Here is a 7,735-nt window from a genome sequence, read left to right as displayed (position 1 = left end):
ACGACCGCAAAAATCGCCAATAAACTCTTGCAATGCAGGAGCCACCCACAGATGCCGTTGAGGTAGCGATCCGTATGCCGCACTGCAGCCCGTCATTTCTGCCGTTCGCTGCAAACGCGAAACTTCGAACTGCTGGAACTCACGGAGTGCGCAACGAAGCTGCCTTACCTTCGGTTCTGCTTCCGCTACCTGGGACGGGATCGAGATCGCCAATATGATCCGAGTACGCCAATTCCCCAATGCACGGAGTTCCGGCTTTCAGCAATTTGCAGAACCCTCAGGACAAACAACTGCGCCTTCGCCTCCCAGTTGGTCATGTGCATCAGCCCCAGTGCAACGGCCGGATTGCTAAAAGTGGGTTCGTGGATCAGTACCAGAACCACCTGCAACCTCTCAAAAATTGTCGGGGTTGGATGGTGCATTTTCAGGGATATTTGCTCATTTGCGACCAGAAATTGTTCATTTGAAACCACCTTTACGGCGCGATTGGCAATAGTCTGGGGAAAACTGGGACGAGTCGCCATGCCAGGAAACATTCGAAAAACTACGTTGGAAGAATGTGACCTTCTGATCCGCAATGCCTCGGTAATTGACGGTACCGGTGGCCCCATCCGCAATGCAGATGTGGCAGTATCAGGAGACGAAATTGTCGGTGTCGGGCCACTGGACGGTATTCGTGCGCAGGCGGAAATTGACTCGACAGGCCTGTGCCTCGCCCCAGGTTTCATTGACGCACATACTCATGACGACTGGGCGCTGCTGGGCACCCCGGATATGTCGTTTAAGGTGACACAGGGGGTGACCACGGTTGTGGCTGGGAATTGCGGGATCAGCGCCGCTCCGTTCCGGGTACAGGAAGGTCTGCCTGACCCGTTCAATGTCACCCCGGAGATACAGAAATTCAGCTTTGAATCCGTCACAGAATATCGATATGCGATTAACGATGAGGCCCCTGCCATCAATGTGCGACTGCTGGCCGGACATTCGGCACTACGTGCTACCGTGATGGGGCCGGACTTGGCGCGCGCTGCAATGAGTGTAGAAATCAACCGAATGGCGGAACTGCTCGACAAGGCACTGACTGAGGGCGCGGCGGGGCTGTCAAGCGGGCTGGACTATCCCGCCGCGATGGCAGCCCCTATGGAAGAAGTTGTGATGTTGGCGCGGGTGCTGCGCCACCACCCGAACACCGTTTACACAACCCATATTCGGGATGAAGGTGACGGCGTGATCGAAGCCATCAAAGAAGCCCTGACCACTGGACAACGCGCCGACGTTCCCCTGATCCTGTCGCACCACAAATGTGCAGGTTCTCGCAACTTCGGCAAAAGCAAAACGACGCTCGCCATGATTGACGCGGCCCGCGCGAAAGCAGAGGTCGCCCTGGATGTCTATCCCTACACAGCCTCGTCTTCCGCCCTGATAGAGCGTTTCATTGGTGCCGCTATAGATGTAATTGTCATCTGGTCCGCCCCGCACCCGGAGTGTGGAGGGCGGATGCTTGATGACATTGCTGCAGAATGGGGCGTGTCGCGGGAAGAAGCCTGTACAAAGTTGAAACCCGCTGGCGCTATCTATTTCGACATGGACGAAGAGGATGTGCAGAGGATTCTGCAACATCCGGCGGCGATGATCGGATCAGACGGGCTGCCCGGCACCGAAAAGCCACACCCACGGCTCTGGGGCACGTTTCCGCGGGTTCTGGGGCACTACGCCCGGGATCTTAAATTGTTCTCGCTGGCAAAGGCAGTGCACAAGATGACCGGCCTGACTGCCACAAAGTTCAGCCTGACCGATCGCGGAGAAATTACCGTCGGAAAAAAGGCCGACCTTGTACTGTTTAATGCAGAGGCAATCTCGGACCTCGCGGATTTCAACGACCCGGAGCAACCTGCCAAAGGCATTCATTACGTACTTGTAAATGGGCAGATCACACTGTCTCGGGGGCGCCAAACCCAGGCGCGCGCCGGTCGCTTCCTAAACAGCCATTCACAATGACGGAGAAATACATGAGTAGAACTGTCTGGTTGAATGGCGTCTATTTGCCAGAAGAAGAGGCGCATCTACCGATCTTCGATCGAGGCCTATTGTTTGCCGACGCGGTATACGAAGGCTTCGGCGTGCTGGACGGTCAGATCATCGATTTCCCATACCATATGCAGCGTTTGAACCGGTCTCTGACCGAGTTGGAAATGCAGCCACCGATAAGCGAGGCTGCGTTATTTGAGGGGCTGATGGGGCTGATTGTCCGCAACGCGGTGGAGGAAGCGTTTCTCTATCTGCACGTCACCCGAGGCGCGCATGATCGCGACTATCTTTATCCCGAGGGCCTGTCACCAAACGTCTTTGCCTTCACCCAGCCACTGCACGGAGGGCTGGCAGCCAATCCTCCGCAACCTCTGCGGCTGGCCAGCGCACCGGATATCCGCTGGGCACGGCGCGATATCAAGACCAGCAACCTGCTGGGTCAGGTTCTTGCGAAAGAGATTGCGCGAAAAGCCGGTGCGGACGAGGCGCTGATGATTGCTCCTGACGGCACGGTGACGGAATGCGGGGCCATGTCGTTTTTCATCGTCAGGAATGGCTGCATTCACGCCCGCCCTCTCAGCCGCGATATTCTGCCTGGGATCACCCGGCAAACCATGCTGCGCGTTGCCGATGAACAGGGGCTGGAAGTGGTTGATGCCACCTATACGCTGGACGATGTCTTCACGGCGGATGAAGCCTTTGCCACTGGCGCTTCCAGCTATGTCCAGCCGGTGCCCGAGGTTGATGGCCGTCAAATAGGTGACGGCAAGACGGGCCCCGTAACTGAAATATTGCGCAAAGAATACCTCAAGGCCGTGCGGGCATCCTTCAAGTAACACTGCGTCAATATTTTCAGACACTAAATCGCCCAATTGGCATTGTCTTCCGAGAAACTCAGGGCACTTAAGGTGCACTGTGAAGATTCTGCCACAAGGGCTCATTGCTGTAGTTCTCTTCTTTTGAGGCAAGTGGCGAAACGGCCCATAAGAGACATTCGCCACCCACACGCGATGCTGCGTTCGAAGCGGACAAAGCAGACATACTAGAAAATCTGGTACTGAACAGAATGTTGTTTGAAGTCTGCGGGTCTCGTAGCCTGACACTGTCGACGGAATTGCCTGGAGGAGGCACCGGCATGTTACCCAAGACTCAGTACGCCAAGAGCGATGACGTGCATATCGCCTACCAAGTTTACGGCAGCGGATCCAGGAACTTGGTTCTGGTGCCGGGGTTCATTTCTCAAATCGAAACCTACTGGGAGCAACCAGAGTTTGCAAAATGGCTCGAGCGTGTTGGGCAGTTTTCCAAAGTCGCAATGTTTGACAAACGCGGTACCGGCCTGTCTGACCGCGGGGTCGCCGTACCTGACATGGATAAGCGAATGGATGACATCCGCGCGGTGATGGACGCCGTTGGAATGGCAACGGCCTATGTCATGGGCATCTCAGAAGGCGGTTCGCTTGCTTCGGTTTTTGCTGCATATCACCCAAAACGGTGTGAGGGATTAATACTCTACGGTGCTTTTGCCCAGTTTAAATCTTGGTTCCCAACGCAAGAGGCTTTGCGCCAATTGTTCGAGTACGCGGAAGAGCATTGGGGCAGCGGAGCTGCGCTTCCGCTCTTCTGCCCTGATACAGGCAGCGATCCGTCGCTACAGGAATGGTGGGGAAAGTACGAAAGAACTGGCGCATCGCCCCGCGATCTCATTGAAATCATGAAGGTGAACAGTCAGATAGACATCACGGAAATCCTTCCCTCGATAAAGGCCTCAACGCTTGTGCTTCACAAGACAGATGACGGGTTGATCGATATCGAAGGTGGTCGAACGTTAGCGCAGTTGATACCTGGTGCCAAGATTGTGGAGTTCTCCGGGAGAGATCATTTCCCCTTTCTCGGGGACGAGCGGGACCAGATTCTTGGAGAGATCGAAGCCTTTGTAACTGGCTTAAAACCAAAACCTGTTTTCGACCGTGTGTTGGCAGCAGTCGTTTTCACCGACATTGTTGAGTCCACTTCTCAGGCGCAGCGGCTTGGGGACAAGCTATGGCATGCAACACTAGAGCAGCATGATGCAATCGTCAGGGACCAGCTCATGCAGTTTCGAGGTCACGAAGTGAAGTCGCTTGGTGATGGTTTCCTTGCCACTTTTGACGGGCCTGGACGGGCTATTCATTGCGCGAAAGCGATTAGTGACGCGGTGTCTAAGCTAAATCTGGAAGTGCGTATTGGGGTTCATACTGGTGAAGTTGAGGTCTCATCGGATGATGTACGCGGAATTTCCGTTAATATTGCCGCACGCATTGCCGAGTTGGGCGGTGGAGGCGACATCGTTGTGTCGCGCACGGTGAAGGACTTAGTGGCTGGTTCTGGACTTGACTTTGAAAGTCTTGGACGTCGGAAACTCAAAGGATTGCCAGAAGCATGGCACGTTTATAAAGCCGTATAGTAGCCGTCCCAAGTACGTCGCCTATGGGCTCTGACCGCTCGTTCACCGAGATCAGCATCAAGGTCGGCAAAACGCAAAGTTTTCGAACGCTTTCGGTGGCGTGGTCGCTTGTAATAAAATCAACCGCTTTTGTCCCGGGGACATTGACTTCACACAACCCAGGCTTGCCGTCGCACGACATTTTTGGCGGTGTGTATGCAAAGAAGAGCAATTCTCGTCTATACTGACGGCGCAAGCTGGTTTGGAGTGTCTCAATGTTTAGGAAATTCCAAAGCGAGAGCGACTTTCGGGATGCCATCGAAGCTGAGCTATCAAAGCGGAACATGTCAAACGCTTTCAGCGAGGGCGTGGTATTGGGGATCATCGAAGCCGAGGCGGACATCCGGCAGGAGCCACCACGCGTCGATCCCTCGGGCATGAGGTTGCGGATCGGCACCTGGTTCATTCGCGATGACGATATCCCGGTATTCGATGCGTTCACCGCCTTGGGCGGGCTGGTTGTGACGGCGATGGCGGGTACGGCGATTGCCCCGGCGGCTGCCCTCACCAGCGGCACGTCCATCGCGAGGGCGATTTGGCAGGTTTGGCGCAAAGGTGGACGGCTTTCGACCGATCAGATGAAGGTCCTCTGTCTACTGGCCGCGCGGGGACCAAGTTCGCCAGACGAAATCACGGAAATCGACGACGTACACCTCAAAGCGCACGATGCTGCCGGCACTGCGAACCTCCTCCAAACGTTGACCGAGGTCGAGTTGCGGGATGGTTCGGTCGTGGCGCTGGTTCGCCAGAATCCAGACGGGACCTGGCGGAAACTCAACGTTTAAGGGCGTTGCGATGCCCAACGTTTCCGATGTCATGTCCATCGACGTTAAGAAGTTGATCGGGCAGTTGCCTCAGGACACTCTCGGCACATTCGAGCCTGCGTCGGGTGTGATGTACCTAAACGTCGACGATGCGACATTTGACGCGTGGCGAGCAACGCCCACAGACAATGGCGCTCTTGCTGACGTATTTCATCACGAGCTCCATCACTTCATTCAGACCATCGCGACTGGTTACCAGTTTTCACTGACTCTTTCCTTTTACGAGGCCTTCCGAAGCGAATTTGGATCCTACCGCCAAGCACTGAAATTCGGTTGGCTCCTGCTCATGTCGAAGATCGCGTTTTGGCGCTCAGCCGAGGAGCGTGCCTACCGACTCGCGCTGGCCACCAACAAGGCCCGCATCGACGCCATACTGAATCTACCGCGTGACCGAGATCCGGAAGATCGCTCGTTGATGGGTGCTTTCTATCCCCGGCTCTTCAAGAAGCTCGAAGAGCTTCACGCGAAGCAGTTTCGCATTTCCGAAAGCGGCCTGTCTGCGGCCGATGTCATCGAAGGGGCCGCGGTCGGTTACGAGATACTTGTGCGACACGGCGGCGCTGAAGCTGCGGCGGCTGGGGAGTTCCTTGAACGGGCGAATCTGGACCACCTAGAACACGTTCCTGCATTCGCTGTGGTCACGGCCATCCGCACGAAACGCCCGGCAGAACTCTTGCTGGCGGCGGCGGCCCTTGCCTTGCGGTTCGAAAATCCCAACGACGTATTGGATCCCATCGCCCAAAAGATCGCGGAATCGCCTTTGGGGGCTGAAGAAAGTGGGGCACGAATGTTGGAGAAATACGCGCTCCGCGACATGCATGGCGGATTGTATCTTGGAACAGCGGTGGACGTCAGACGGCGATCCCGTACGAGCTATCGTCTGTATGACCAACAACTCGACGCACTCCGTGACCGGGAATGGGGCGTTGATGAAATCGGGCTGCTCACGACGCGCGAGCCTCTCAGTGTACTTCCGCCCGGAGAGCTCGGGTTTGCCGTCGTCACGCGAGGGTCGCCCCGCGGCATAAGCGGAGGTGAAGCCAGCGCGCGCCTGACGATCGCAGCTACATTGCTTAGGCACCACAGTCTGCGATCCTACGTCAAGGAAGTCGGGCTCGAGATGCGGGACCTACTGCTATTTGGATCTGGCCGCTGACATGCGCCGTTATTGCCTGGGTGGATCTGTAAGCCAGCCAGGCAGTTGGGTAAATTTTCTAACGGTTGAGTTTCGAAAAAATTCACAAAGGACTGTCTGGACGCTGCAAAGTCTGACCCGTTGAACTCACCGGACAAACCCGACGAATGCAGACGCAGCGGTCCAATAAATCGGGAACGGTTGCTTCGGGCTCATCTGCTTGTCCGAACTCGCCGCAGAGAAAGTCGGTAGTGAGCCCAAAGATACAGCGGTTATGGGCCGTTAATTTGAGCTTTGGTTAGATCTCGCGCGTGCTTTCAATTATCCACTCAAGATATTCACCGTTGGCTTGGTCAACATCAATCGAGAGAATACTGGGCGTCTCATAAGGGTGCATCCTGCGGATCGCTTCAACGACCCCGCCAAAAAGCTCCTTTCGGGTCTTCAGCAGAAGTGGGACCTCCCGCGCGGTTACGATTTTTCCCTTCCAGAGATATTTACTGCTAGTCGCAGTGTAGCGGTTCGATGAGGAAACCAAACGCTCTTCAAGAAGCCTGTCCGCGATCTGGTCAGCGACTTTCTCGGATGGGCAGTTGACCCAAATTTTGACTATCATCTGCAATCTCACAAACGCTAAACCTGAGTTCTTAGTCTAACACGGGACCATTCCGACGCCATTGTTACTCCTACAACGTATCGCCACCTGTTCGTGCCGTTTCTGCAGCGGTTCGCGGCCGAAGTCGCGATTGGTATTGCAGATCTTTGCGGCGAAGGCTCTTTCAAGTTCATCAATCCATCTCGTACCCGCGATTACGGTCGAGACCACGCGTGAACTCTGAAGCGAGATCGTCGTGACGCTTGGCTTTGGACCGCTTGCGTGACACCTTTGATGATCCACTCTTTTTGCGCGTCGACTCACGCAGCACAAAATCTCACGCTGAATCCGAGCTAGTGCAGCACGGCTATTTTGCGGCCACAGCAGGTTTCGCCAGAGCGGCCGTTCACGCCGCGCGCTATTCTATTGCCACCTGAGTGCCTGCTCTCACAGAGAAAGCGTGCGCTTGGTTGGGTGAGCCGCCATTGGCACAGACGCAGCAAAAGAGCGCTTCGTCCCGGTCAACTGCCATTTACCACCTGGTTTTGAACGTCCGAAATGTGAGGTTCGTGATCTGCTGCACGTGCGAAGTCGTAGAAGGTGGTGAAAGTCCTCTGTGGGTGGCTCCTGCATTGCAAGAACTTTTTGGTGATGTTTGCGGGTATTTT

At 55.4% G+C, this 7,735-nt stretch carries 6 protein-coding genes; 5 read left to right on the top strand and 1 reads right to left on the bottom strand.

What is annotated here, in order from left to right; translation table 11 throughout:
* Window positions 1-522: 522 nt before the first annotated feature.
* The 5 genes from GOX66_RS24965 (at window position 523) to GOX66_RS24945 (ending at window position 6,493) form a co-directional block, all read left to right on the top strand.
* The gene (locus GOX66_RS24965; RefSeq protein ID WP_170766549.1) at window positions 523-1,998 is read left to right on the top strand and encodes an N-acyl-D-amino-acid deacylase family protein; all 1,476 of its coding nucleotides are present in this window, start codon (window positions 523-525) and stop codon (window positions 1,996-1,998) included.
* An 11-nt stretch (window positions 1,999-2,009) separates the two neighbouring features.
* On the top strand, window positions 2,010-2,864 hold the full coding sequence (locus tag GOX66_RS24960; protein ID WP_170766548.1) for a D-amino acid aminotransferase: 855 nt from the start codon (window positions 2,010-2,012) through the stop codon (window positions 2,862-2,864).
* A gap of 299 nt (window positions 2,865-3,163) precedes the next feature.
* Window positions 3,164-4,474 (top strand): adenylate/guanylate cyclase domain-containing protein, encoded by a 1,311-nt coding sequence (locus GOX66_RS24955; protein WP_170766547.1) that lies wholly within the window; start codon window positions 3,164-3,166, stop codon window positions 4,472-4,474.
* A 254-nt stretch (window positions 4,475-4,728) separates the two neighbouring features.
* The gene (locus GOX66_RS24950; RefSeq protein ID WP_170766546.1) at window positions 4,729-5,298 is read left to right on the top strand and encodes a hypothetical protein; all 570 of its coding nucleotides are present in this window, start codon (window positions 4,729-4,731) and stop codon (window positions 5,296-5,298) included.
* A gap of 10 nt (window positions 5,299-5,308) precedes the next feature.
* Window positions 5,309-6,493, top strand: coding sequence for a hypothetical protein (locus GOX66_RS24945; RefSeq protein ID WP_170766545.1), 1,185 nt, complete (start codon window positions 5,309-5,311; stop codon window positions 6,491-6,493).
* A 277-nt stretch (window positions 6,494-6,770) separates the two neighbouring features.
* Here GOX66_RS24945 and cutA read toward each other — a convergent pair whose 3' ends face one another.
* The gene (gene cutA / locus GOX66_RS24940; protein WP_170766544.1) at window positions 6,771-7,088 is read right to left on the bottom strand and encodes a divalent-cation tolerance protein CutA; all 318 of its coding nucleotides are present in this window, start codon (window positions 7,086-7,088) and stop codon (window positions 6,771-6,773) included.
* Between the last annotated feature and the right edge of the window lie 647 nt (window positions 7,089-7,735).

This window comes from Ruegeria lacuscaerulensis, assembly GCF_013031245.1.
In the GTDB taxonomy this organism is placed as follows: domain Bacteria; phylum Pseudomonadota; class Alphaproteobacteria; order Rhodobacterales; family Rhodobacteraceae; genus Ruegeria; species Ruegeria lacuscaerulensis_C.
The sequence above is the reverse complement of the archived record's forward strand: the minus strand, read 5'-3'. Positions and strand labels throughout refer to the sequence as shown.